Origin of the sequence: Saccharicrinis aurantiacus (assembly GCF_947489045.1) — a bacterium.
In the GTDB taxonomy this organism is placed as follows: domain Bacteria; phylum Bacteroidota; class Bacteroidia; order Bacteroidales; family Marinilabiliaceae; genus Saccharicrinis; species Saccharicrinis aurantiacus.
On sequence record NZ_CANLCN010000004.1, the window covers coordinates 127,735 to 153,583 of the forward strand.

Below are 25,849 nucleotides of genomic sequence, written 5' to 3' on the forward strand. Positions count from 1 at the left end.
TACAAAAGTTATTAAGTTAACATAGAATTATAAAACTAGTTTTTACAATAGACAAGCTAGAACTATAACTATTGCAGTCGCAAATGTAGAAAAATAGAAATAAATTACAACATAATATTTACTAGGTTTTGAATCAAAGCTTATTCTTTCTGTTAAATAAGATGATATGATAATTATCTACTTGCTTGAAAATATTTCAACTAATTGGCAGGTATTGTCCTTTTATAAATATTATTAATAACAAAACCCACCCAATAATCAAACACAAGCCTCCCAAGGGAGTTACGGGCCCAAGGAACTTAAAATTGACCCCTAATAGATTTGATAAACTAAGCAGGTAAATACTAAAGGAGAAAAGAAAGGTGCCGGCTATAAAAAACCACCCCATGCTCACTTGCAACTTACTTTGAAAGTTTAAAAAGAAACCTAAAACTAATAGTACGATTGCGTGGTACATTTGATATTTTACCCCAACCTCAAAGCTTTCGAGTTGCGCCTGAGTAAGAACTTTTTTGAGTGCATGTGCGCCGAATGCGCCTAAAACAATGGATAATGCTCCGTAAATGGATGCTATACTTAAAACTAATTGCTTCATCTTTTAAAATTATAATTTATGAGATGAAACAATGCTTGGGAGGTATAGTTTAGATAATTGTTAATTATCAGTTGTTAATTGTTAATGAGATTTACGGCTTGCTTATTTTAGGGCTTGCAGTAGGGATAGAAACGGCAGTAAATGCTTTGCATGGCACTTTTATAAGGAGAGTGTAGGCGACCGAAGGAAGCCCACGCACCGACTTTATAAAAGTAGTCATGCAAAGTATTTACTATAGTGAATAGCCCGTTTAACTGCCATTATAATTAGCAGAATAAGCGTGCCTTATTTTAATAATTGAGTGATTAATGTAGTTAACTCAGCAAACTCTTCTTTACTGTAACCAACGGATGTATAAACTACTTTTCCGTTTTGATCTATTAAGAAGTTGCGGGGTATATAGGATGTTGCATATTGGGTGTAGATGCTTTTGTCGAGATCTAAACCTACCGGAAAGCTAATGCCTTGCTTGCTTAAGGTATCCATCTTTTTGCTGACCACTTCTGCAGTCTCGCCGCGCGATATTGGCAAAAGGATGAATTCTTCACCTTTAAAGCGTTCTACAATTTCTGTAGGGATGGCCTGAAACTCTTGCATGCATGGAGGACACCATGTTGCCCAAAAGTTTACCAATACCACTTTACCTTTTAAATTGGATAAGGTATAGCTTGAACCATTGAGCATTTGAACGGTAAAATCTGGTGCCATATCGCCCACGTGAATAAGGGTGGCTTTTTCTTCGGCAGACCCAGATTTAACGCCTGATACTTTGCTAGAATGCGCCTTGCTTTCGGTTTTACTATTTGTATTAGTGCAGGAAACCAGTGCAATTATTAACAATGCGAGGGAGATTGTATGTATTCTCATTTTATATGTTTTATTGCTCGGGTAACTGTTCAATTACGTTGAGCATTGTTTGTGCTTTTAACTCGGTTTCATTCCACTCCATTTCAAGATCCGAGTCTTTTGTTATACCTCCGCCAAGGTACATATTCACGCCGGATTGTGTAAAGCGCAGGCTACGGATATTTACATACAAATTAAGCTTTTTAGCTTGTACGCTGCCCATAAAACCGGCGTAAAATCCGCGCTGATGTTGCTCAATATTGAGGATGGCATCCATGGCTTTATGTTTCGGTAATCCGCACACTGCGGGCGTTGGATGCAAACCAACAATAAACTCCGACAAGTTACTTTGCAGATCACTGGTCTTAAACTGATAGCTTGTTTTCAGATGCACCATTTTACCTGCATTTATGGTATGCGGGCCATCTTTTTGGTAATTACTAACTCCGGATTGTTTGAGTAATTGCCCCACATAATCGCTTACAATTTGCTGCTCAACAATTTCTTTATCGCCCCAATTAGATTGGGCATTATCTAGCTTTCGCGTTCCGGCCAAAGATACTGTACTGGCAATATTGTTAGCAGTATGCAACAACAACTCAGGACTTGCCCCTGCCCACAATCCACTTTGTGGTGTGTAAAACATAAACACATAGGCTTGCTTGTAGCTCGACTCTAAACTATAATAGAACTCGTGCGCTTTAGCTTGTGTTAAACTAGTATTGGGTTTTACACGCGATAAAATGGCCTTATCAAGATGTCCGCCATTTATAACCTCCATTAGCTGATTGAACTGTTTTGCGTAAGAATCAAAACTGGCCACATAAGCTTCTGTGGAAGCGGGTTGCGAAGTGGGCTTAAGCTTTTTAATGGCATCAAACTCAAGTTCGTACATTACACTTTCGCACTCAAAATCGGCATTGATAAAAACCACCTGCTGATTTTGCATATTAAACGGTGCCAACACAAATCCATGCGAATTGATTGCATCATTCAAATGCTTTTCTTCAGCAGATTTGGCAATTACTAGAACTGCCTGATTGGCCTGTGGTAATCGTGTAATGGCAAAGGTAAGTTGATTGGCAATACAATATTGCAACACCTCTTTTTGTTGTACAACTTTCACTAGTGTTATTCTATATTAATTACCGTTCTATTAATCTTCAACTTCGTAATACAGGGTGTAATAATTTAAACCGCGCTTTTGATCATAACCTCCTTCGATATAATCGCGACGGCCATGAATGTATACGTGAAAGTTTTTATCTAATTTTAATATGGATTTAAAAGTACTCTTCTGACCTTTTACTGCACTTTTTGAAATATCAAACTCCTCAACCATTGGCATTGGGTTTTCTTGCAGGTAAGATTCTTTGTAATCTTTAAACGCATCAATCACCTCGGGCTGATTCATCACCTCGTACTCAAAATTCTCTTCGCTAAAGCTATCTTTCTTATCAAAGAAATCCATAGAGCGATTCAGCATATCTATCTGGTCGGCACGCGGCACATCGTTCTCTTTATTGTAAACGTTCTCCACAAAACCTTTGCAGATATCCATATAGTTTTTAGTAAAGTAATAGTTGTCTTCGCGAGGCTGCAGTCCTAAAAAGTCATCGACCCAAAAACGGGCTTCGTTACCCTTATTGATATTATCAACCGAGCAAATTTTAAAGCCTTGCTCCTTTTCGGTATTAAATATCAAACAACCTTTATCGAGCTTTTTAATGTTAATACCCTCTTGCGCTCCTAGCTCAAAGTTATCTTCTTTTAAATATACTTTTAAAAAGGTTTCTTTGTTCTCTGATTTAAATATACCAATGGTATCGAGTAATTCACCATCAACAATTACATTGCTGAACATGGCTACATAAAACTCGCCGCCTCTAATTTTAGGATGATTTGAATTTTCGTATAACAACTCTGCCAATCGCACAGAGGCATCGTAAAACTCTGCTGAATTATCGAATAAATGCTCTGAGGTAGTATAAACAGGGTTTAATTCCAAAGCCTCGGAATGATAGAAATTAAAATAAGCATCCTCTTTAAATGGTTTAAAGAAATAATTTAACAACACATCAGTAACCATCTCCTCATCTTGCAAATGCATTACATCTTTTGAAAAACGTAATGGTTCTGCTTCTGCTCTACATCCTATTTGGTGTACTACTAATTGCTCTATTTTAGCTTGTGAAAAATCTATCATTTAAATATTATTTTTTGGCAATGAAAGTGCAAATATAATATGTTTTTTGTGGCATACTAAGTCAATAGTTCGATTTTAGACTATAAGCTAAGTAAGGCGCAATTTTGCGTATGCCCTATACGCAATTTTGCGCCTTACTTAGATGCAAAGTGTCGCACACCCGTATTACAAAGTGTCGCATACCCGTGATACAAGTTGCGTATGCCTTATGCGCAAATTTGCGCAGCTCAGCCAACAAATAAGCTTACTCCTTACCTGTTGCTATGCCCGATAAGGCAACACCCATTAAAAACTCATGGCTATTTTGGTTTGTAGTAATTAATCGCGCATAGCGATAACCTAAAGTTACCGGAAATAGAAATCTGAAAAAGTGGAATTCTCCCCTCATCTCAAGCCCTGTAGATTGGAAGTTTTGACTATACACGAGGGATTGCTGGTTGTTTTTAAAAACCACATCTTCCTCGGTATTGGAATAATCGTAAAATAAGTTTGTGGTAATTCGCTTTAGGTACATTACGCCCGGAACCGTTAAATCGGGATTGATTAAGGGGAAGATATAATCTCCTTTAAAGGAATACATTCTATCGTTGGTTCCTCGTGTATAGCCTCGCGGATAATTATATAAATCTCCATATTTTACATTTTGGGCAACAATAGATTCATCACTACTAATCTCCTCTCCCACTAATTTATATTGGTAGTTATTGTCAACTCTAATGGCATGGTGTTTCAATATACCTGGGAAATACAAGCGTGTGCGAAGCCCTAATATACTTCCCGCATCGTAATTACCAAATGGAGTATGTGCATATTTTAATTCAATAAGCTGTCCCCACCGTGTAGTCACATCTCTAACTGACCTTCTCCTTAAATGATGGTAGTATAAGCCATACTCTAGGTTGTGATAATTAAGCTCGGGAGTATGTATTGTTGTGGTTTGAGATGGCGCCCATCCCTGTGGCGTTTGGGTATAGGTAATTCGATCAACATCGTAAGCTGATTGATTTATGAAATTATAATGAAATGATGGTTGTAATAAATTACTGAAACGTCCTTTAGTTAGATTAATAGGAATATAAGACCCTAATTTTATTTGAGTTTGATACCGCTTAGTATCTGCCTTAAGTGCGAAGGTATCAACAGCCCCAGCATACAAAGCAGTCTCATCATAAAAAATCTTGTCATCGCCATGATTTATGGTAAAGTCAATTATTGGATACCACCCGCGGTACTGAAAATTGAAATAATACTTTTCTCTGCTCATTTGAGGATCGGCATTATAGCCTATTGACGATACGGCACTACCCAATAGGTTTTGCGACATAGCAGACACCCCCATTGTTAGTTCAGCATCCACAGGATTTAAATTAGCCGGAGCCCAACTATGCACATTAAACAAATTCCACTTAGAGTATTTTTTCACATCGTAGTTCTGCTGATTCATTAAAGAATCTGCAAAGTTTGGTTGCCCCTTTTCTTGCTCGCTTATGGTTTCGTAAAGCGCTACTGAATGGTTTTGCACATCGTCCAAAGGCTTATTCAGTAAATTCCCCTCATCGGCTTTAACCACCTGATAGCCATCGGCAGTATAATTACTATAAACTAAACTATTTTTGAAAACTACAGCACTATTGGCTCCAAACTTCGATTGGGTAAGTTGTTTTACTGCTCCAGTAGGCGTTAAACTATATATTTCTTCTAAGCCTGAGTATGAACCTGTAAATACAATATCGTTACCATTATAACGTGGTAAAGAAACCTCAGTATACCCGGCGTTTAAAACAGCATTCCATTTACCCGTTTTTACATCTAACTCTACAATTGATTTACCTTCTTCGCCCAATACCACGCTAACAATTTTATCGCCCTTATCGTTCCATTGCGGTGTATAGATAAAATCATTATTACCGTAGGAATAGGTATGTAATTCTGCTCCTGTATTGGCATCAATTATGGCAAGAGAATATTCATTGTTATAGCTTGTTTTTACCAAGGCTATTTTTTGTTCATCGCGCGAAAGCGCAGGTGCAAAATAATTGGTTTTATGGGTTACTCTATTGAGTTTTTTGGTAAGTATATTATAGGTTTTAATAACTGAATAATAACGATGCTCCCATCGGGCATCTGGTATAAGCTCGGCCCAACAAATTGTATTTCCACTTACAGAGAAAGGTTCTGTTGATCTACTTCCGGGGATGTAAACCGTTTCATAAGCACCACTGGGTTTGATACCAACAAAACGACGCACTTCGCCCGGACCGCTTAACTCGGCAATTGTTAAACTATCATTTATTACATGGGGGTATCTAAAACTCACAAAGCTTTTATCGATACTTGTAACTGGGTAATATTGTACTTTTAGCGCTATGGAATCTTGATGAGCCCATTGGGATTTCAGATCATTAAATACATCCTTATAAAGAGCTACTTTATTAATACCCGATTCTTTTTTCTGTCCTTGATTAAAAGGTATTACAAACGGATTGCGCCCAGTATTTAAAAGTGCTTTCTCCCAAATATCGGTCCCATACTTAGCTCTAGCACCCGCAACAAACTGATAGCCCATTTCGTAATGATTAGGCACATAGTCTTTATAGGAGCCAAAGCTGGCCTTCTCGTAAGAGTAAAGCTTTTTATCCATTATTTGAGCACGCATACCCTGTTCAAACCAAGGCAAGCGTCCTCGTCCGGACTGCGACAAAGCCGTTTCTGCCACTACAGCATCTCCTTCTAAAAACCATAGGGGAACATATAAGCCGAGCACTCCACCAACAGCCTGCTCACCCAAAACATAGGATAAAAACTTTGTAAAGCTCGTATTCAATTTGTCAATCTGAACTACATGCCTAAACTCGTGCATGGCCAATTGTTGCAACCACTCTTGCGCATGCATACGCTGATTGGGAGCTGTGAACAATTCCATACGCTTAGGCGCCCATGTTACAAAGCCATTTGAATAAGAGGTTTCGTTATGCAGCACAACACTGATCTTCTTTGGCGAATGATTTAGGGATTCTCCTCCATATTTATAGACCTCTTCTAATAAATTGGCGATATACTGAGCCTTAACTTCGTACTTTTCTGAAAATATTAACTTAAAATGTTCCGTTTCAATTTTACTCCACTTTATGCTCGCAGGGTCAGTACCGGCAACATAATATTGCGCTTTAATATTTGTTGCAAGGAGTAGTGCAAAAATTAAAAGGTATTTTTTCATCTTAAAAAAAGGCATATTCAGTAATTTCAATTAATTTAGAATTGAATTTAAGCATTGCTTACTGTTAACAATATCAACAGCGTTCAAATTTATTATTTTCCTTTGAGCATACACTTTATTTAGGGTACTTGTTTTAGCTAAAACGCAAATAATTACCTATTGTATAATGATGTAAATAAAATCTGCATGACAAAAATTATTATTTACCAAGTACTACCTCGTTTGTTTGGAAACACCAATAGAACTAGAAAGTTTAATGGTTCGTATGAAGAAAATGGCTGCGGCAAATTAAACGATTTCACCCCAAAAGCATTAGAAAAAATCAAACAACTTGGTACTACCCATATATGGTACACTGGCGTGATTGAACATGCGCTTCAGACTGATTATAGCCACTTTGGTATTAGTAAGGATTTCCCCGAAGTTGTAAAAGGTAAAGCAGGATCGCCCTACGCCATTAAAGATTATTATGATATAAACCCCGATTTAGCAGAGGATGTACCCAATAGAATGCAGGAATTTGAGGCCTTAATAAATCGCACACAGGAGTCTGGCTTAAAAACAATTATTGATTTTGTACCCAACCATTTAGCACGCCAATATAATTCAGATGCCAAACCCAAAGACACTAAAGAGTTTGGAGAGGCAGACAATACGGACACTAACTTTAATGCCAACAATAACTTCTACTATTTACCAACAGAACCTTTTAGTAGTCCAATTAGTGGGATAAACGAGCATGAACATTATATAGAAAAACCGGCCAAGGTAACTGGCAATGATTGCATGAGCAACAAGCCAACCATTAACGACTGGTACGAAACGATTAAACTGAATTACGGAGTTGATATTTTTAATGGCAATAGCAAACACTTTGAGCCGATCCCAAACACTTGGGAACGCATGCTCGAAATTTTGCTTTTTTGGGCTAATAAAAAAGTGGATGGCTTTAGATGCGATATGGCCGAAATGGTTCCGGTTGAATTCTGGCATTGGGTAATTCCAAAAGTAAAAGATAAATATCCGCATATTATCTTTATTGCAGAAGTATACAATCCCGACCTTTACCGCCAATTTATTACACATGGCGGATTCGACTTTTTGTACGATAAAGTTGGGGTTTATGATAGTTTAAAAGCCGTTATGCAAGGCCATGCTAAACCAAACAGTATTACTAAAGCATGGGATTCGGTAACAGGTATTCAACAACACATGTTGTTCTTTCTTGAGAACCATGATGAACAACGCATTGCTTCTCCGTTTTTTGCAGGCGATGCTAAAAAAGGAATTCCTGCAATGATAGTATCAGGGTGTATGTACACCAACCCATTAATGCTTTATTTTGGTCAGGAGCTTGGAGAAGCTGGCATGGATAAAGAGGGCTTTAGTGGCGAAGATGGAAGAACCACAATTTTCGATTATTGGGGTGTGGAGCAATACCAAAACTGGGTGAATGATAAAAAGTTTGATGGCGGATTATTAAGTGATGCAGCTGCTGATTTACGTGCCTGGCATATTCATTTCATAAATACCATAAAAAACCACGAAGCAATTACTCAGGGTCAGTTATACGATTTGATGTGGTATAACGAAGATAATCCGAGTTTTGATGGGGATAAAATATTTGCCTTTCTGCGCTATTTTAAGGGAAAGATACTTTTAATAGTGGTAAACTTTTCTGATGAAAAATTAAAGTGTAGAGTTAAAATACCGGCACATGCCTTTTTCAGCATGGGTATGGAAAGTAAAAAATATTTTAAAGGCATCGACCTATTAGGTGGCGAAAACATTATTAGTTTCCCGCAGGAAGTAGCCATTACCAATGGAGCTGGGTTACGACTAAAGCCGTACTCAGGAAGGATTTACGAATTGAGTTAACAGAATATAAAGCAAAAAAAAGAGCTTGTCTACCAAAACAAGCTCTTCATTCTAAAACCAAAAAACTACTTTTGCTTATAATGTACCTTTGGAAGGTCTCTAAGCCTTTGGGCGCTAGTTTCAGCAGTAATGTCACGCTGAGGATTACCCAACATTTCATATCCTACCATAAACTTCTTCACTGTAGCTGAACGCAACAATGGTGGATAAAAGTGCATATGCAAATGCCACTCTGGATGCTCTTCGCCATCGGTAGGTGCTTGGTGCAATCCTGCCGAATAAGGGAATGATACCTCAAAAAGGTTATCGTACATCACAGTTAACTCTTTGTAAGCTGCTGCAAATGCCTCTTTTTCTTCTTCTGTTAATTCTGTAAGGTTAGTTACATGACGCTTACTAACAATCATAGCCTCAAATGGCCAAACTGCCCAATAAGGAACAATACCTACAAAATGCTCGTTCTCAAAAAGAACTCTATCTTTTTTATCTAACTCAGCTTTAACGTAATCACCTAACAAGCTTCTACCGTTTTTGTTGTAATACTCCAACATACGCTCTTGCTCTTTAGCAGGCTCGTTTGGAATTGAGCTCGACGACCAAATTTGACCGTGTGGATGTGGATTACTACATCCCATTACGCTTCCTTTATTTTCAAAAATCTGCACAAACTTCACAAAGTCGTTTGAACCAATTTCTTTATACTCATTAGCCCAAAGATCAACTACTTTTTTAATCTCTGAAACTTCCATTTCTGGAATAGTTAAATCGTGACGTGGAGAAAAACAAATTACTTTACAAATACCACTTTCACTTTTCGATTGGAATAAACCATCTTCGCTTTGCTCGCCTCCTTCTGGAGTATCGTTTAATAAAGCAGAAAAATCGTTTACAAATACAAATGGCTCTGTATATTTTGGGTTCATATGGCCACCAATACGTTCGTTACCCGGACATAAGTAACACTTATCATCATACTCTGGTAACTTAGCTACGTTAAGTTTTTCAACTTGTCCTTGCCAAGGTCTTTTAGCACGGTGTGGAGAACATAAAACCCACTCTCCTGTCAATACATTTAATCTTCTATGAGGATGATCCTCCATATTAAACTTTGCCATATCATTAATTCATTTAGTAATTTTCTTTCTTCTTATTTTATCTAAATATTGTAAAATACCTAAATCATACCCTCAATAATTAACTGGTAGGTACTGGTAGGCAAAAGTACATATTTTTTTTAAAGTAGAAAGTTTTCATACAATAAGATACTCTGTTTATAAACATTCTGTTTTAGTACAAACACTAAATTTGGGGATGTATGATTATCAGCCTAAAACTGAATTCGTAATTACTGAAGAAATTATATTTATAAGGATAAACGTTGCATAAATCGTGAAACATTTTTCACTTCGCCAGATTTATTATTCTCAACAAAATCAGCAAGAGTTTTTCCCATTAACTTAAAATCTGTTGAGATGGTTGAAATACCATTTGCCACCACTTCTTTTAGGGCTGATTCATTAATTGAGATGATACCTACATCAGTTCCTATGGCAAGCTTTTGCTCCCAACATCGTTTTACCAGGCGAATCAACATCCTATCGTTAGGTAAAATAAATACATCGCCCTTGTTTATGGGTTTATCTTTTAGCTGATCGTAAACCTCGTGCGGGAAATTATAATCGGCACAGAATCGACCAAAGCCTGTTAAGAATCCTTTAGGCTCTTTACCTCCTGGATATACTAATATTAGTTTCTGGTATTTTTGAAGGATTTCTGATCCGGCCTCTAAGCCACAATACATATCCTCATCAAACGACTGATAAATTACTGGATACCCCTGAAGTTCATCCAATTTTCTATCAATTACATAAACTTTATCTTTTGGTAAAAGCTGAATTACGGGTAGTATATTGGTTAAGTTTGCAGGCATTATTACATAAGCTGAATATTTACCTACGCGCTCTTTTATTAAAGATGTAAATACATTAGAATCGAAGTGATGAAAGTAAATATCTACCTGCGTATCATCGGGCAAATTCTCGATAAAAGCATTATACAACTCTTCTTTAAACGAGTTTAACTCATCGAATAATAGCAATACTTTTTTTTCAATACTGATGTTGGCACTCTCAACAAAGTAGCCTTTGCCCGGCACTGCTCCCAGAATACCACGTGCTTTTAGTTCGTTAAACGCTAGCATAACCGTATCGCGAGATAAATTATACTCGTTGGCTATTTCATTAATGGATGGAACCTTATCTCCCTTTGTTAAAAGCCCTTCGCCAATGGCATTTATTACCGATTGTATTATCTGACGATACTTTGCCTGCGAGTGCTCTGAAGTAATCTTTATTATCTTTTTAACCATATTTTACCTACCAGTACATACTAGTTGCAAATGTAAAACAAATAATAGTAATATGTGAATAGTAAGGCTGACAAGATTTGAAAAGAAAGCTTCTAGAAAAAGACTTCTACAGCTATAAAACAGCAAAACCTAAACATCACAAAGCCCAATCCAACAAAGAATTAGGCTTGTGATGTTTTATTGAGAATGAAAATAATCTATTGTGTAGTATAGTAATTAAAGAAACTACATTCTTTTATAATTCGGCCGTAAAATTGGGTGTCGGCATAATCGTCTTTCAAGCGTTTAAAGCCTTTTTTATAGTCGCTTGTTTCATTGTTGAGTGCGCCATCGTAATAGCCATATCCATAGGAGCGCGATTGGTTGTTATTGTAAAGATGATTGAGTTCGCATTTGGCCATTAAGTAGGAACAACGGGCATTGAGTTCCTTATCAGTGGATAAATCAATCACCTTGTTGTAATAATTATAGGCTGTATCGGCCAAGGCATAGTATATTCGCTTATTGCTACCGAAACTAAAACCATCGAGGTTATAACCGACTTTATTGGGACTTGATAAATCTAAATCCTTACTATTTTTGATGCCATTATTATAATACGCGTTTCTATATTGCTTTTGTAAACCTCGATAATAACCCGTGTTAGAAACATTAAAATAATAATTACCCAACAGATAATAAGCTAGTTTTTGTTTCCAGATAGCCGGATCATGGGTTAAAGAATCCAACTTTATCAGGTTATCGCTTAAATCGTAAAAGGTAAACTCAGGCTCTATAAACGAAAAACACGAGGCTTTATATACCTCATCTTCCATTAAATCATCATCGCAATAAAAGCACTCCTTAATGTTATTACTAAAAACCTTGGCTGAAATAATACCTTGTGTAGATTTTGCATCGAAGTGCGCTTTGGCTTGCACAGGATCGCCATGGTTCAGGTAATACAGGCCTTTAAAGTGGCGTACCTCGGCCAATTGACTCTCTATATCTGGCTTGCTTGAGGCATTTTTAAGCAAGAGCTTTTCGAAAGGCGTTTTATCAGATTTCTGCAAAAAATCATCCATATTGTTTAATAAATCGATGGACGAAATATCTTTTAAATTATCCAAGCGATTGTGAACCAAAAACGATTTGGCAATATCGCCTTGCTTATAATACAAATGACCAATGTATTCCTTAATAAAGGAAAGCAGCTCTCCTCCATGAAGCTTATCGCCAGCTATCCCTTTAAGATAGGTTTCGTGTGTTGCATCCATTTTATCCCAAGCTAAGACGGTATAAATTTGCTTGAGTTCTGATACTTGTTGGGCGTATTCAGAGGCAGCTGACACTTTTGCCAATTGCGCATTGGCCACAGAAATATTGCCATTTATAAATTGAAGATAGGAGGTGCATAGGTTCCAAAAATCCTTGCGATTGTTCGCACTTAATTGAAGCATCTGATCAGAAATGCTCAATAACTTCTCTAAATCAGGTCGACTCTCCTCATCATTACGGTAAAGCAAAGTTTCAGACTTAAGTCCGATCTTACGTTTATACGAGTTACGCTCTAACTGATATATGCTTCGCACAAAAAGCAGCTCTAGTTTTTTATTTTGTGCATCGGCTTTTAGCATTTCATCGAGGTACTCGTAATCGCTCGAATAGGACTGAATGGCTTTTAAGGTGATATAGGCCGCCTCATCGTCGGGGGTTATAAACAAAGACTTACCCTCGCTCCCATTTCGGGTACAAAAACGGTAACTACTATAAGCAGAAGTTCGTCTATCAACACTGTTATTAAATACCTGAATAAAGTAATAGGCCGCTTGCTCAAACTGCTCTAAAGAATAATAACAGCCCGCCACCTGATCGAGTATGTAATAGTATATTTCATTCTTCTTGCTGTTATCGCGCACCTTGTCATTAAAAAAGACAACGGCTTCGTTGTATTGCTTGGCGTAATGAAAATTACGGATCACCTGATAGGCATAGCGCAACTTAAGGGTAGCGTCGGTTTCTTGACTATACAACAACATGGTTCGCTCACTAAGTTCGCTAAAATCAGTTTGTGGTGCTTCATCATCTGCACGATAGCGCCAAGGATTGTAAGAACGACTTTTGTAGGCCTCGGAACACTCACGTGCAAGCGACATGTAAGTGTAAGCCTTTTGCTCGTAAGCCGAATTCTTGTTTTTCCATAAACCCTCGAATACTGCACTGGTATCGGTGGTTAAAGCGGTATGAATATCAGCCACCGACCAGGTATCTAAACTTTGCTGCCATAATTTTACATTGGCCTTTATGGGCGAATTGGCATATTGATAGCCCCAACTGGCATATGAATCCTTCTCTAGAAATGGAAAATAGCTTTCGTCGGCCATTAATTTCTGATCGAATAAATGATAACAATAGTAACTCTCTGACCAGCCGCCACCGCAAGCCAGCAGTTGGTTTATAATGATAACATTAAGGCAAAGTGTGGTAAGTAACTTTCTCATAATTGTTGTAAAATACTTTTAAAGTTAATGTTGCTTAAAGTAGTACTATCTAGGTGATAGAAGATAATTTCGTTAATAGAGAGCTGACTGTTTTTAATAATCTGATAGGATTTTATGATTTCGGCTTCGGTGCTTTCTTCCAACTTAATTTGATTGCTTTTGCGCAGATAAAAGCCGCTGAATAAAGTGTCTTTTTGCACCTCGAATACGTGTTTACTGAGCTGCTTAAACTGATGTATTTGGCTCTCGAACAAGGTGCGATTACAATCTTTTACTAGGTTGATTTTGCCCGAATTACTTTTCAATACAATCTGCGAGAAGAGTGGTAAGGCCAAATCTAATTGAAGCGGATAAGTGCTATTTGTATTAATATAATCGGCCACTATGTTTGATTCTAATATGGAATTCTCGGTAAAATTACGGAGATCGCCCATATTGTATAACATTAAGGCTCCCGACTTTACTGGGGGCACTCCCGTTCTATCGGGATACTTTACTTGGTGCAAACGGATGGTTACACTCACATCAAAATGCTGCTTTAACAATTCTAGTAGGGCAAAATATTGATGGCGTGTTGCTGCCGTCCAATCGCAATCAACTTGCAGGTGCTTAATGGGTGTATTGAAATGATGCGTGCTAATTTCGTTTACAAGCTGAGTAATACGCTCACTCAGTGTTTGAACACCCTCATTTTTCAACTCTCGGATTACTTGGTTTACAATAAATATAACGGGTATAATATTGTAATTTTGGTAGGCAGAATCAACCTTGTTAATTAAATAAACGGGTTCAAATTGATCACCTTCAGTCGGACTTGATTTGGCCACATCAACATCGAAATAATGTAGGTACACCTTATCGCTGGCCGACTGTTTCATGGCCTCATCCACCACAGCAGAATGTTCGGCATTGGCTTTCCAATGGTAAAAGGCAATTTGCGGTTCGGTGTTTTGCTGGCACGAAACCCCAAGCACTATAAATAGTAAACTATAACTTAATAACTTAAAGTGCTGCTTTTTTGTATTCTTCATTTTTATGGCAAATCAGTAATCTGTTTACGGAATACAAAAGTACCGTTTTGATTGCTAATTAAGGTAGTTTCTAGTCCATACAATAGGGTTTAAGTTTTTTACGGAAGCCAATAAATATAGGTCGGGCAAGCCTATCCTATCCCGGAGCAAGTCTTACCAAGCCCAAAGCAAGGCTTACCTATACCCGAATGGCTTTATATAGCGAGCGTGACTCTTAGGGAGCCTTGGTTGATGCGGCTGCTCCGATATTGCGTCATCGCAACGAAGGAAGCGATCTCAAGCTTAGCTGTAATGCCTGTTTTTTTTTTGCTTTTGGTTTTTCTTATTTATTGTTGTCGACTTAAGATTCCTTCGTACCTCGGAATAACGAGATACTATGCCGAACTTACACTTTGTTACTGAGGTGCTACGCTGAGGGGGGGAGAACAGATAATTATTGGTAAATCACTAATCCTCAAGATAAGTATTGTGCTCACTTAAGAAGGTTTGTAAGCTTCGCATATTCTCTATGTGTTGTGTATTGGTAATATCAATAGGATGCTGAAACTCTATTATTTCTAATACTTCATCGGTTAACTCCTTAATACTATAAAAGAGTGCTTACAACAATTGCTCCTTAGTATGCCATTTGCCATATACCGATTTAGGAGTTAAACATCTATAAAAAAAAGACTCTTCTATAAATAGAGCATTGTAAAAGTTTATATCAAGTAGACCATTCTCTCTATAAAATTTATTTTTAGATGCTACGCCTACAAAGCTCTTGTAGTATGTTTTACTATCTAAGGATTGGCAGATATTATAGAAGAATTGTTCGTAGTAGTGAAACTGTTCAAGAGTGAAATTCTGTTCTTCACATACGAATTTTATATAAAGCCCCTCTTTACCACAATAGATGTTATTTTCTGCTTTATCTCAATTTTTCAAAAAATCCTCTACTACCCATTCTATAATTGATGATTTTTAACATCGTTAGTGAAAAAAGAATGAGTCGCCATCATAACCTAATCAATAATTAGCTTGGGAAAAGAATTTATTATCTCAACTAAAATTTTCTTTGCTCGCCTTATTACTTAATCACTTTTTGCTTTCTAAATCTTCTTCCCATCGCGCGAATTTAGGGCAGCGTAGATACCGCTGGTAAGTAATGAGCAAACCCCATAGCCTTATAGGGGGCAATAGCATTAAAGCTATACTGAATGGAAATGTCAATTTTATAGTATTTCCAATAATATAATTATCAAAACATTAGTTATAACACACCAACCATTCCTACATTCTATATTTAATAATCCTATAATTATCATAAAAAAAACATAACTTTACATTTCCATATCATATAGTGTTATAATAAAAATTTTTAACATAATTAAAACCTGTCATCTATTGACAACACAACCTTTTATATACTATGTTTGACTTAACACATCCACAACTATTTAACAGAATCTTCTACATTCAGAGAAGATTGAATCATTCCTACTTTAGAATTCTCATTCAAATTTGCCAATTCATAAAGTAATTTAAAGATATTAGGCTCTAAGTCAACACGACTAGGCTGCATATCATAATATCACTCAAAATTAAAAACATAATACTCTTACTATACAAACGCACCTTTGTTTATATAGTCTTATTCTTGCTATAATATTGAATAAAGAGATTAAAGTAAACCATTAACTAATTAATTAAATGAACCATTTTGATCAAAAAAAAGAACCAATAGCAATTGTTGGTATCGGCTGCCGTTTGCCAGGCGATGTAAATTCACCAAAAGAATTCTGGGAAGCTTTAAAATCGGGATTTAATGGCATTGTAGATGTGCCATCTGATCGCTGGAGTAACGAAGAATTTTACGATCCTAATCCTGATAAAGCAGGTAAGATTAAACAAAAAAAAGGAGGATTTATCAAAGACATAGATAAGTTCGACGCTGAATTCTTCAATATCTTTCCTAAAACTGCAGAGAGAATTGATCCTCAACAAAGATTGCTTTTAGAAGCAACTTATAATGCAATGGAAGATGCAGGAATGAAGTTAGAAAACTTCAAAGGATCAAACACCGCTGTTTACATGGGTGTATTTATGAACGATTATTGGGACATTCAGGCATCTCAGGCCCAACGTAACCATGTAAGCCCACATGTTCCTATGGGAGTTTCCTTAACCTCAATAGCGAACCGTCTATCATGGCAATACGATTTAAAAGGGCCTTCAATGACATTAGATACAGCATGTTCTTCGTCATTAGTAGGTGTACATTTGGCTTGTAATGCAATTTGGAACGGAGAATCAGACTATGCCTTAGCAGGAGGAGTCAATTTAATAATTCGTCCTGAATCATCATTAATGATGTCAAAAGGTAACTTCTTATGTCCCGATGGTTATTGTAAATCATTTGATGCAAGCGGTAACGGCTATGTACGCTCCGAAGGTGTTGGTGTAATCATGTTAAAACCATTATCTAAAGCAATTGCTGATGGCGATGATGTTTATGCAACAATAAAAGGTACCGCTGTTAATTCTGATGGATATACAGAGGACGGCTTTACAGTTCCAAACCCAACTGCTCAGGCTAGTATGTTACACCAAGCATATAAAAATGCAGGTGTAGACCCTTCAACCGTAGGATTTGTTGAAGCACACGGAACAGGAACAAAAGTTGGCGATCCGATTGAAACAAGTGCATTCAGTCAGGTATTTGCTGAGAATCGCGATACAAATAACCCATTAATTATAGGTTCTGTAAAATCTAACATGGGTCACTTAGAAGCTGCCGCAGGTATTGCAGGTATTATTAAGTTGGCCTTATCAATTAAGAACCGTCAAATTCCACAAAACCTACACTTTAACAATCCTAATCCGGCCATTAAGTTTGACGAATGGAAATTAAAAGTGCCAACACAACTTATGGATTGGCCATCGGAGAAAGTAATAGGAGGAATAAACTCTTTTGGTGCTGGAGGAACTAATGCCCATGCAGTACTTGAAGCCTATGAACCCAAAAGTAATAAGGTAGAACGTGATGAATCAGTTTCACATGAGCCTGATATTTCATTATACGCAATCTCTGCACAGAATACTTCAGCATTGCGCAAAATGGCAGAAGCGCATATTGAGTTCTTAAACGCAACAACGGAGAGCCTTCAGAATATTTGCTATAGCTTGGGACAAACGCGTTCTAACTTAACGCATCGTTTAACCATTGCAGTAGCAAGTAAAGAAGACTTAATTGAAGCTTTAGAGGCTTATTTAAATGATGAAAGTCGTCCAGGAATGGTTGTTGCCGAAGATCAAGGTATCAAACCAAAAGTAGGATTCATATTTTCAGGACAAGGACCACAGTGGTTTGCCATGGGGCGTCAGTTAATTAATTCTGAGCCTATTTTTCAAGATGTGATTAATAGAATCGATAAGATTCTTTCAAAACTAGCCGATTGGTCTTTACTTGAGGAAATATCAAAGTCAGAAGAGGATTCTCGTATTTCGGAAACACGTATTGCACAGCCTGCAATTATGGCAATCCAAATAGGGTTAATGGAGCTTTGGAAATCAGTTGGTGTTGTTCCTGAGGGAGTAGTTGGTCACTCAATTGGTGAGGTAGCAGCTGCATACACATCAGGCGCATTAACGCTAGAGCAAGCTGTAGATGTTATTTTTAATCGCTCTCGTGGTCAAGATAAAGCAACAGGTAAAGGAAAAATGTTAGCTGCAGCTTTAACTGTAGAAGAAGCCCGAAAAGAAATTGTTGGTGTAGAGCACTGTGTTTCTATAGCCGCAATAAATGGGCCTACAATGTTAACCTTTTCAGGAGATGTAGCTCCATTGGAAGAAATTGCAGCACGTTTGGATAGTCGTGATATATTTCACCGATTCTTACGTGTGAACGTACCTTTCCACTCGCACTACATGGAACCGCTAAAAGATGAATTAATTTCAGACTTACGCCATATTGTACCATCAAAGGCAAACAAATCGTTATACTCTACTGTAACTGGTAAACAAGAAGATGGAACTCACCTTGTTTCAGAGTATTGGTATTCCAATGTTCGCGAGTCTGTTTACTTTACAGATGCTGTTAGTGCAATGATACAAGATGGATTTAACACATTTGTAGAAATTGCCCCTCACCCGGTATTAGCTTCTGGTGTTGTTGATTTATTAAAGAACGCAAAAGTTGATGGCGCCTTGGTAGCATCAATTCGTCGTAAAGAGGCCGAGAAACAAGTGTTTATGCAAAACTTAGGTTTACTGTATACACTAAATTACCCAATTAATTGGGCTAAAGCTTGTCCTGGTGCAACTCATAAAGTAGAAGTTCCAACTTATACTTGGCAAAAAGAAGTTTTCTGGTTCGAAACAGAAGAACACAAAGCAAAGCGTATTGGCACAAAAATACACCCAATGTTAAACGGTGTAGTAGACTCAAATGTAGACAAAGGGAATTTCATTTGGGATATACAGTTAGATAAAAATGAAGAACCTTATATTTTAGATCACCAAGTAGATGATGTAATTATCTTTCCAGGAACAGGTCACCTAGAAATTGCAACAGCAGCAGGTAAAGCTTCATTTGCTGATAACTTTGGATTTCTAGAAGATATTCGTTTCGAAAATGCCTTATTTCTTCCGGATGATGGTGAGATGCCACATGTTCGTTTAGAGATATCTTCATTAGAAGGTGATTACGTTATTTCAACTAAGCCTAGAAATCAAGAAGATGCTGAGTGGACACAACATTCGCGAGGTAAGATAAATGCCTTAGGGGATCAATTCTACTCTGAAGCAGCAAACTTAGAAGAAGTTATTGCTCGTGTAAATCGTCGTATGCCGATTGTTCCTTTATATAATGAATTAAAAGGGGCAGGCTTATTATACGGTGATGCTTTCCGTGCAATTACCGGACTTTGGACCAGTAAAGATGAAGTTCTTTCAGAGGTTACTTTACACGAATCCATAGAGTATGGCGTAGAGCGATATAATATTCATCCTGCTGTATTGGATGCTTGTTTACATACCATATTTGCAGCAAAAAAGAATGAACAAGATGCCAAACGAGGAATTTACTTACCTGTAGGAATCGATCGTTTTAAAGTGTTTGCCAAACCTGGCAAAAAAGTATTTACACATGTTACTGTAACAGAAGCATCTGATGCATATGTGTGTGGCGATTTCCAAGTTTTTAATACCGATGGAACATTAGTAGCCGAAATTCAAGGCTTTAAAGGTAAGTACATTGAAGGATCTCGTGGCGAAAGTAAACATGAGATTTACAAACCATGTTTCGAATATCAATGGATTAATCCTGAAGAAGCATTTGTAGCACCCGAAAAGGCAACTGGTAAGTACATTATTTTTGCTGATCAATCAGAATTGTACAAATCTATTGCAACTCAACTTGAAGTTGCAGGAGCTGAGATTGTAGAAGTACATGCAGGTACTTCTTTTGAAAAACAGAACAACAATAATTACAGCATTAACCCCTTACTACAAGAAGATTTCTCTGCATTATTTAAACACGTAGGCGATTTCTCTCAAATAGTATATTTATGGGCTAACGATTTATCTACTGATGCCTCTGATAGTTTAGAAGTATTTAGCAAGGCGCAAGAAGACTTCTGCATGCGTACTTTAAATTTATTGCGTACTGCTGGTGGTCTCGATTTAACCAATAACCTTTGGTTAGTAACACGTGGTGCTGAAAAAGTAACAGCAAACGACACAAGTATTGAATTAGCACAAGCTGCTATTTATGGTATGGGAAGAGTATCTAAAAATGAATTCCCTCTTTTACCTGTTCGCATTGCTGATTTAAGTGTAAATGCTACATCTGAAGAAACGAAGCAATTGGTTTCTGCTATATTAACACCGCAAGAGAGCAAAGAAGAAGATACTGAATTTGCATTCCGAGGCGAAGACGTATTATTGCGTCGTTTAGTTGCTGTAGATGGTGAAACTGTAGATTCACGTGCTGCAACAAAACAAAAAGCATCCGGGACACCGTATCGTGCCGAAGTGCAAGAAAACGGAATGTTGGATAGTTTAGCATTACGTGCATTTAATACTGAAGCACCAAAAGAAGGTGAAGTACAAATTGCCGTTCGTGCTGCTGGCCTTAACTTTAAGGATGTAGTAAATGGCATGGGCATTTTATCAGAAGAAGCGGTAGCTGGTGGTGTTGCTGGTTCAGCACTTGGCCTAGAATGTTCGGGTGTTATTACAGCTTTGGGCAAAAATGTTACTGACCTAAAAGTAGGCGACGAGGTTATTGCTTGGGCTGCGAATTGTTTAGCAGGTCTTACAACAGCTCCTGCACATTGCGTTGTAAAGAAACCAACTAATATCTCACACGAATTGGCTTCAAGTTTATCCGTTGTTTTCTTAACTGCACACTACGGATTAAATCACTTAGCGCATATGGAAAAAGGCGATAAAGTCTTAATTCATGCCGCAACTGGTGGCTTAGGAATTGCAGCCATTCAACTAGCACAGTTAGCTGGGGCTGAAATTTATGCCACAGCAGGTAGCGACGAGAAACGTGAATATTTACGCGAACTAGGTATAAAAAATATTTACAACTCACGAACATTAGAATTTGCCGATCAAATAATGGCAGATACCAATGGTAAAGGAGTTGATATCGTCTTAAACTCATTAACGGGTAAAGCCATTACCCAATCGTTTAAATGTTTGGCACCATTTGGAACTTTTGTTGAGGTAGGTAAAGCAGATATTTACGACAATAGCAAATTACCATTAAAACGCTTTGGTGAGAATATCTCATTCCACGTAGTCGATTTAGACCGTTTAATGGCTCAAAAGAAAAAGTTGGCGAAACGTTTATATGCTGAAGTAACTTCTCTTTTTAGTGAGGAAAAAGTAACAGGTCACCCATTACAGTTATTCCCAGTTGCTGAGGCTGGTGCCGCATTAAAATACCTATCAAAAGTAGGTCATATTGGTAAAGTAGTTGTAACCATGGGCGACGAGTTGGTAGATGTTATGCCTCCTCATGAGTTGCAGTTTAAGAACAATGCAGCATACGTAATATCAGGAGGTGCTTCTGGTTTTGGATTACAAGTAGCTAAATGGATGGCCGAAAACGGCGCTGGAGAATTAATCTTATTATCCCGCTCTGGAGCAAAATCAGATTACGACCGTAAAGTAATTGCTTACATGGAATCGCTAAATGTAAAAGTTCAGCTACCAAAAGTAGATATTACCGACGAGACGGCTCTAAAATCAATATTCGATAGCGTTGCGTTTCCTATAAAAGGTTTGGTACATTCTGCTGCTGTGTTAGATGACTGTACAATGCCTAATTTAGATGCAGATAGGTTTATGCGTGTTTATAACCCTAAAGCAATGGGTGCTTGGGCGCTTCATAAAGCATCGTTAGATCATCAGATGGATTTCTTCTTATCGTTCTCTTCAATATCTGCAGTATTTGGTTTACCTGGACAGGCAAACTATTCATCGGCAAATAATTTCTTAGATCGATTAGCAACTTACCGTCAATCATTAGGCATGGCTGGTAACTCAGTAAACTTAGGTGTTTTGGGCGAATATGCAGGAATGTCGAAAGATGGTGGTCAGGTTATTGACGTGTTAGAAGCACAGGGTTGGACAATGTTAACCTTAAAACAAATTAGAGAAACCTTCTCTAAAATTATTCTTCAGAGAAGTACACAACGAATGGTGGCTAATCTTGATTTTAAACGTTTTAAGGATTTCTTCCCACAATTAGCAACAGATAATCGCTTTGCTGAGTTAATGAATTCTGATGCTAGTGATAGCGCTGGTGCAGGTGGTTCGTTAAAAGATCAGGTATTGGCAACAAGTGCTGATACACAAGCTGAATTTTTACAAGAACAATTGCGTAACGCATTGGCAAAAATATTAGGAACTTCTCCTGATAAAATTGATATACCAACACCAATGTCAAAAATGGGATTGGATTCGTTAATGCAAAATCAGGTTAGAAACTGGATTTCGCAAAAATTAGAAGTGAACTACCCGTTAATGAAGATTGCAAAAGGTCCTTCGTTAATAGAATTAGCCAATGATTTACTTTTAGGTTTCGCTAATGAAGCACAAGAGTCAACATCTAATGCACCAGAAGTAGCCACAGACATTTCTGGAATTGAAGAAACAGAAGATTTAGAAATCCTTGGCGATAAATGGTTTGTACACCGTAAACGCGAAGACAATGCCAATATGCGAATATTCTGTTTTCACCCAGTAGGTGCAGGTGCCTCAATGTACAATCACTTCATGTACGAATTAAACCCAGAGATTGATGTATTTGCAGTACAGTTACCTGGACGTGAAAATCGAAAAGATGAAGCAAATATTACAGAATTCTTTGATGTAATAGATGCCTTAGAGCGTCAAATTCTACCTTATCTCGATAAACCATTTGCTTTTTACGGACACAGTTTCGGAGGTATTTTAGCATATGAGTTGCAACATCGCTTAAGAGAGAAACATAACTTGCATCCTGAGCACTTCTTTGTATCTGGAACAATATCTGCGCATTTAACCCCAACATGGCGTAACGATCGTGATACGATTCATGAAACAGCAGATGAAACAAATTCAGAAGCAAAACTAATGGGATTAATGTCGTACATCGACGATGAAAATTTTGTACGTCAAATATTACCTATTATGCGTAAGGATATGGAGCTAATTATGGGTTACGAATACGAAGACAAGAAAAACTTTGAGTGGCCAATTACGGCTTTTGCAGCTAAAGAAGATGAGGTGGTGTTACCTGAAGAAATGAAACCATGGGCACGCCATACCGATAATAACTTTAAGATGCATACACTTAATGGAGACCACTGGTTTTTATCAAGAAATAAGGACTTTATAATGGAAACTCTTGAAAAGAGTTTAATTAAAGAACTTGTGTAAAAATTAAAGTCAAACAATGTCAAAGGGGTCAATTGATTGACCCCTTTGTTTTTAAACCAGTAATAATAATGGATAAAACGATAAAACAATTTTCTCTATACCGTTCTGGTAAACACTACAATAATGCCTTCTCTTTTCAATTCAACATATCTTCTGAAAAACTTAATGTAAAAGAAGTATTACATACCAAGGAAACCTTATTATATCAAGAACTTAAATTAAGTAGTAAAACTAATTTCATCCACGGGCGTTGGGCAGTAAAGTACATTATTCAAAAGGTATTTAATATTTCAATGACTGATGTTTTAATCAACAAAGGCATATTTGGACAACCCATATTATGCCACCCTGATCTAATAAATTGGGAATGCTCAATATCTCATTCAAAGAGTATGGTTTACGCCTTGGTTTTTCCAAAAGCACATCCAATGGCAATTGACATCGAAGATAACAACCATAACTTTCAAGATATTACTAAAAGCCAATTTACATATAACGAGTTAAGCATTGGCAAAACTTACCTATCAGATAATGTGCATTTGCAATTATGGATTGCTAAAGAAGCACTCTCTAAATGCCTCCAAACAGGACTAACAAGTCCTTTAAAAATCATGGAAATCGACAAAATATCAATTTGCAATGATTACAATATATTCACGTTCAAAAATTTTACACAATACAAAGCTCTAATCTTCATTAACAATAACACATTTTGGTGCATCTGTTTACCACTTAATACTAATGTTGTAATAAGTAACTATATCTGATAGTTCAAAATAAAATAGCCAATTAATGGCAACCTTACTTTTAAGTGTAGTTTTAATACTATTGCTATAGCTCTTAAAAGCCAATAAATATAGGTCGGGCAAGCCTACCCATACCCTGAGCAAAGCTCACCAAGCCCAAAGCAAAGCTTACCTATACCCCGAGCAAGCCTTACCCTATCCCGGAGCAAGCCTTACCAAGCATCAAGCAATCACTTACCAAGCATGTAGCAATGCCTACCTATACCCGAAGCATAGCTTAGCAAGCACAAACTATTGGGAAACAAGCGTCGCGCTTAGTTTTCATCAAGCATCTGGCCTCTATTATAAAAACAAGAAACGCCCTATAAATTAAATTATAGAGCGCCTTATAATGATATAATTGTGTTATTTCTTTACAATTTTAATGGCTTTTTTACCATCTTCAATAAACATATATATGCCTTTAGGTAAATCACTAATGTTGGCTTTGGTGGTAACTCCCTGTAAAACTATTGTTTTTACTTTGCTACCAGTCATATTATATACCTCAATAAGTCCTGTATTATTAGTGCTTACAATAATTACATCTCCACTTGTTGGATTAGGCGAGATCGATAATTCTGTATTAACCTGATTTTTATAATTAGTAGACTCACTTAGAGAGACTGACACCTTCCATACACTTGTTGTATTATCAGGAGATGTTAGTGTTAAACTTACAGGTCCGCTCGAAAAGTCATACTCTTGCTGAGTTGGTGTGCACATAGCCCCTTCTGTAAACTGTAGGTTACTTACTGATATTGACGATAAATCGCTACCCGCTTCAACCAACATATGAATTGTTTTTGCATCACTATCAATTTCTGTTGCACCAAGCTGTGAGGCTACACTAAAATGAGTTATGGCTGCCATTGAATTATTTACTGCTTCAAACGAAGCCAAAAACTTAGCATTAGCATAATCCGTTGTGTTAAAATTACCATCTGTAGCTACCCTATAAATAGATCCACCACTGTAACTTCCACCTCCAACTTCACACACAACTACTTGTTGAAACAGAGCATAATATTCTTTATCCTTTGATAGTGTTAAACCTTCGAATTTATATTCAGTATACCAATATGATTCTTGTTTAAAACTATGACTTTGAGCTATTATTTTACCATCAGAGCCATTCATCAAACTCGCTTCATCTTGCGGCATTGTCTCATAAATATAGAGTACTTCGGGAGGTGTATCATCAAGCATAAATTTAAGGTTTACCATAGAAACCTTATCGTCGCTAATTATATCTCCGGACCCATACCCTTGAACAGAAGGATTAAACCCCTGCCCATATATATTTTGAGTCATTCCGGTTGTGGTTTGCCCTATTGTATACTGTGCCTCGGCAACAAGACTTGCAAGAACTAGCATACTTAAAATGTAAAGTTGTTTCATTAGTTTGAGGTTTAAATTTTTTTAATAAAATATTGATTTTTAGTTTAAATAGGTACTCTACTTTTGATATAACGATGGTTAAATATAAAGTAAATCCTGAAATACAAGTTTTTTTCTATACGA

Annotated in this window: 13 protein-coding genes; 3 read left to right on the forward strand and 10 right to left on the reverse strand. The window is 37.1% G+C overall.

The features are described from left to right. Window positions 1-196 precede the first annotated feature (196 nt). The 5 genes from QMO11_RS06575 to QMO11_RS06595 form a co-directional block, all read right to left on the reverse strand. Complete coding sequence (locus QMO11_RS06575) at window positions 197-595, reverse strand: DUF423 domain-containing protein (RefSeq protein ID WP_282036564.1); 399 nt, start codon at window positions 593-595, stop codon at window positions 197-199. A 285-nt stretch (window positions 596-880) separates the two neighbouring features. Next, window positions 881-1,462: a TlpA family protein disulfide reductase gene (locus tag QMO11_RS06580; RefSeq protein ID WP_282036565.1), complete on the reverse strand. Its 582-nt coding sequence runs from the start codon at window positions 1,460-1,462 to the stop codon at window positions 881-883. Between the two features lie 10 nt (window positions 1,463-1,472). Continuing rightward, window positions 1,473-2,567, reverse strand: a complete 1,095-nt coding sequence (locus QMO11_RS06585) for an isochorismate synthase (RefSeq protein ID WP_282036566.1) — start codon at window positions 2,565-2,567, stop codon at window positions 1,473-1,475. Between the two features lie 30 nt (window positions 2,568-2,597). After that, window positions 2,598-3,647 (reverse strand): nucleoid-associated protein, encoded by a 1,050-nt coding sequence (locus QMO11_RS06590; protein WP_068473400.1) that lies wholly within the window; start codon window positions 3,645-3,647, stop codon window positions 2,598-2,600. A gap of 244 nt (window positions 3,648-3,891) precedes the next feature. Next, window positions 3,892-6,864, reverse strand: a complete 2,973-nt coding sequence (locus QMO11_RS06595) for a TolB family protein (RefSeq protein ID WP_282036567.1) — start codon at window positions 6,862-6,864, stop codon at window positions 3,892-3,894. Between the two features lie 186 nt (window positions 6,865-7,050). On the opposite strand from QMO11_RS06595, the gene QMO11_RS06600 reads away from it, so the two are divergent. Further along, entirely contained in the window at window positions 7,051-8,742 is a 1,692-nt protein-coding gene (locus QMO11_RS06600; protein ID WP_282036568.1) for an alpha-amylase family glycosyl hydrolase, read from the forward strand. 65 nt (window positions 8,743-8,807) lie between these two features. On the opposite strand, the gene QMO11_RS06605 is transcribed toward QMO11_RS06600, so the two are convergent. The 4 genes from QMO11_RS06605 to QMO11_RS06620 form a co-directional block, all read right to left on the reverse strand. Beyond that, window positions 8,808-9,857 (reverse strand): UDP-glucose--hexose-1-phosphate uridylyltransferase, encoded by a 1,050-nt coding sequence (locus QMO11_RS06605; RefSeq protein ID WP_068473392.1) that lies wholly within the window; start codon window positions 9,855-9,857, stop codon window positions 8,808-8,810. Window positions 9,858-10,105: 248 nt separating this feature from the next. Next, window positions 10,106-11,110, reverse strand: coding sequence for a GntR family transcriptional regulator (locus tag QMO11_RS06610; RefSeq protein ID WP_282036569.1), 1,005 nt, complete (start codon window positions 11,108-11,110; stop codon window positions 10,106-10,108). Window positions 11,111-11,307: 197 nt separating this feature from the next. Beyond that, complete coding sequence (locus QMO11_RS06615) at window positions 11,308-13,590, reverse strand: hypothetical protein (protein WP_282036570.1); 2,283 nt, start codon at window positions 13,588-13,590, stop codon at window positions 11,308-11,310. Then, on the reverse strand, window positions 13,587-14,621 hold the full coding sequence (locus QMO11_RS06620; RefSeq protein ID WP_282036571.1) for a hypothetical protein: 1,035 nt from the start codon (window positions 14,619-14,621) through the stop codon (window positions 13,587-13,589). The genes QMO11_RS06615 and QMO11_RS06620 overlap by 4 nt, the downstream gene beginning before the upstream one ends. A 1,692-nt stretch (window positions 14,622-16,313) precedes the next feature. Between QMO11_RS06620 and QMO11_RS06625 the strand changes: the two genes are divergently transcribed. Together QMO11_RS06625 and QMO11_RS06630 are read left to right on the forward strand one after the other, a co-directional pair. Further along, entirely contained in the window at window positions 16,314-23,540 is a 7,227-nt protein-coding gene (locus tag QMO11_RS06625) for a type I polyketide synthase (RefSeq protein WP_282036572.1), read from the forward strand. A 68-nt stretch (window positions 23,541-23,608) separates the two neighbouring features. Beyond that, a complete protein-coding gene (locus QMO11_RS06630) occupies window positions 23,609-24,307 on the forward strand; it encodes a 4'-phosphopantetheinyl transferase family protein (protein WP_282036573.1) in 699 nt (232 codons plus the stop codon). A 384-nt stretch (window positions 24,308-24,691) separates the two neighbouring features. On the opposite strand, the gene QMO11_RS06635 is transcribed toward QMO11_RS06630, so the two are convergent. Beyond that, window positions 24,692-25,726 carry a T9SS type A sorting domain-containing protein gene (locus QMO11_RS06635; RefSeq protein ID WP_282036574.1) on the reverse strand — a complete coding sequence of 345 codons (1,035 nt, stop codon included), beginning with the start codon at window positions 25,724-25,726 and terminating at the stop codon, window positions 24,692-24,694. Between the last annotated feature and the right edge of the window lie 123 nt (window positions 25,727-25,849).

Excerpts from the sequence above, each read along its gene's own strand:
- QMO11_RS06575 (WP_282036564.1), bottom strand. The coding sequence starts at position 595 with ATGAAGCAATTAGTTTTAAGTATAGCATCCATTTACGGAGCATTATCC.
- QMO11_RS06580 (WP_282036565.1), bottom strand. The coding sequence starts at position 1,462 with ATGAGAATACATACAATCTCCCTCGCATTGTTAATAATTGCACTGGTT.
- QMO11_RS06590 (WP_068473400.1), bottom strand. The coding sequence starts at position 3,647 with ATGATAGATTTTTCACAAGCTAAAATAGAGCAATTAGTAGTACACCAA.
- QMO11_RS06595 (WP_282036567.1), bottom strand. The coding sequence starts at position 6,864 with ATGAAAAAATACCTTTTAATTTTTGCACTACTCCTTGCAACAAATATT.
- QMO11_RS06600 (WP_282036568.1), top strand. The coding sequence starts at position 7,051 with ATGACAAAAATTATTATTTACCAAGTACTACCTCGTTTGTTTGGAAAC.
- QMO11_RS06605 (WP_068473392.1), bottom strand. The coding sequence starts at position 9,857 with ATGGCAAAGTTTAATATGGAGGATCATCCTCATAGAAGATTAAATGTA.
- QMO11_RS06610 (WP_282036569.1), bottom strand. The coding sequence starts at position 11,110 with ATGGTTAAAAAGATAATAAAGATTACTTCAGAGCACTCGCAGGCAAAG.
- QMO11_RS06615 (WP_282036570.1), bottom strand. The coding sequence starts at position 13,590 with ATGAGAAAGTTACTTACCACACTTTGCCTTAATGTTATCATTATAAAC.
- QMO11_RS06620 (WP_282036571.1), bottom strand. The coding sequence starts at position 14,621 with ATGAAGAATACAAAAAAGCAGCACTTTAAGTTATTAAGTTATAGTTTA.
- QMO11_RS06625 (WP_282036572.1), top strand. The coding sequence starts at position 16,314 with ATGAACCATTTTGATCAAAAAAAAGAACCAATAGCAATTGTTGGTATC.
- QMO11_RS06630 (WP_282036573.1), top strand. The coding sequence starts at position 23,609 with ATGGATAAAACGATAAAACAATTTTCTCTATACCGTTCTGGTAAACAC.
- QMO11_RS06635 (WP_282036574.1), bottom strand. The coding sequence starts at position 25,726 with ATGAAACAACTTTACATTTTAAGTATGCTAGTTCTTGCAAGTCTTGTT.